We start from the raw sequence: 1986 nt of genomic DNA, 5'->3' as shown, positions 1-1986 counted from the left end.
CGGATAGAGAGCGCAATTTAACTGACAATATATCTCAGCACATGACATCACCTTGTATTAACTTAGTAGGCTCAACCTCGTTAAAGCAGCTTACCGCAGTGATTGGTCAATCCAGTGTAGTGATCGCTCCTGATTCAGGGCCTGCACACATCGCGACGACTCAAGGTGTCCCCGTGATTGGTTTGTATGCGCACAGTAACCCAATGCGAACAGGGCCTTACCATAGTTTAGACAGTGTGGTTTCTGTCTATGAACAGATTGCTGAAGAGCAACACGGTAAAGCGGTTGACGAGCTTCCATGGGGAACCCGAGTAAAAGGAAAAGATCTTATGGCTCTTATTTCTACAGAATCGGTGATTGAGCAGCTAGACCGTGTATTAGGCCGATTGAAAAACAAGAAAACATCCAGTGAATAAAGGAATGTCATGAAAATAGCAATATACCCAGGTACTTTTGATCCAGTGACTAACGGCCATTATGACTTAATTAAACGTGCCGCATGTATGTTTGAAAAACTTGTCATTGGTGTCGCAGAGAGCCCAAGTAAAGCCACCTTATTTAGCTTAGATGAGCGTGTGGCCTTATTGCGAGAAACTTGCCATGAATTACCTAATGTTTCCGTTGAAGGTTTTAGCGGTTTGTTGGTTGATTTTGCGACCGAGCAAAACGCCTCAATTTTGGTGCGTGGCTTAAGAACAACAATGGACTTTGAGTATGAATTTGGTTTGACGACAATGTATCGTCGATTAAAACCAGAACTAGAGAGCCTGTTTTTGACACCTTCAGAAGAGTTTGCTTTTTTATCATCAACATTGGTTCGTGAAGTCGCTATTCATGGTGGAGAAATAGAGCAATTTGTTCCAGGGTGTGTTCATCAAGCTGTTGTCGCTAAAGTAAAGCTTTAAAAAATTAAGTAATTATGAATATTCTAATGTATACAAGAGCCACGTTACCTGTGGTGAATTATGGTGGAACCGAACGAGTCATTTGGGACTTAGTTTATGCTTTGCACCTAGCCGGGCACCGAGTGACGCTGCTCGCTGGTAAAGGAACAAAGTGTGATTGGGCGAGAGTCATAGAGTATCAACCGAATGTACCACTGCAAAGTCAGCTTCCAAATGATATTGATGTTGTGCATTTCCACTCTGATCTTGAGCCTATCTCTTATCCCTACATTTTAACGCAGCATGGTAATTCAGACGGCCCTATTGACCCTAATACCGTCTTTGTTTCATCTCAGCATGCAAAAAATCATGGTGCACAAGCTTATGTTTACAATGGCTTGAATTGGGACAACTACCAAAAGCCTAACTTTAACTTGAAACGAGAACGTTTCCATTTTCTTGGGAAAGCGGCGTGGCGAGTTAAAAATGTTCAAGGTGCCATTGATATTACCAAGAAAGCTGGCCAGCAGCTTGATGTGTTGGGCGGCCATCGATTGAACCTAAAAATGGGTTTCAGGTTAACGTTAGATCGTCATGTTCGTTTTTTAGGGATGGTGGACGATACAACGAAATCTCAGATCATGACTCAGTCAAAAGGTCTGATATTCCCCGTGACTTGGCATGAACCGTTTGGCTTAGCGATTACAGAGAGTTTGTATTTTGGTTGCCCAGTGTTTGGTACACCTTATGGCTCACTGCCGGAATTAGTTTCTAGTGAGGTAGGTCTTTTATCGAGCTGTGAACAAGATCTCGTAGAAGGGATCTTAAATTCTGACACCTATGAATCTGCTCGTTGTAATGAATACGCGAGAGAGCAATTCAATGCCAATGTCATGGCTGCAGCGTATGTTAGTTATTACGAGAAGGTAGTTGAAGGTAATAAAGCCAATAGTGCATTAGGAAGTATTGTCGAGTCTTTTAAAAGGTTGCCTTATGAACGATAAATTGAAACCGAAACTGGTTTTCGTAGGCTATAAGCAACAGTATGAAAAACTAGAAATTGATGTCCTATCGTCTGATTATGAAAAGCATCATATTTTCC

3 protein-coding genes are annotated in these 1986 nt (G+C 41.9%); all 3 read left to right on the top strand.

Going from position 1 to position 1986, the window contains the following annotated elements; all coding sequences use genetic code 11:
- Positions 1 to 416: glycosyltransferase family 9 protein (locus AB4653_RS18340; protein WP_372104930.1), on the top strand; the 416-nt coding region annotated here is incomplete at its 5' end.
- 9 nt (positions 417 to 425) lie between these two features.
- On the top strand, positions 426 to 905 hold the full coding sequence (gene coaD / locus AB4653_RS18335) for a pantetheine-phosphate adenylyltransferase (protein WP_009847969.1): 480 nt from the start codon (positions 426 to 428) through the stop codon (positions 903 to 905).
- Positions 906 to 931: 26 nt separating this feature from the next.
- Positions 932 to 1888, top strand: a complete 957-nt coding sequence (locus tag AB4653_RS18330; RefSeq protein WP_009847968.1) for a glycosyltransferase — start codon at positions 932 to 934, stop codon at positions 1886 to 1888.
- Positions 1889 to 1986: the final 98 nt, after the last annotated feature.

It is taken from the genome of Vibrio sp. 10N.222.48.A3 (genome assembly GCF_041475345.1).
Classification (GTDB): Bacteria; Pseudomonadota; Gammaproteobacteria; order Enterobacterales; family Vibrionaceae; genus Vibrio; species Vibrio tasmaniensis_A.
This window is presented reverse-complemented; position numbering and strand designations above follow the sequence as displayed.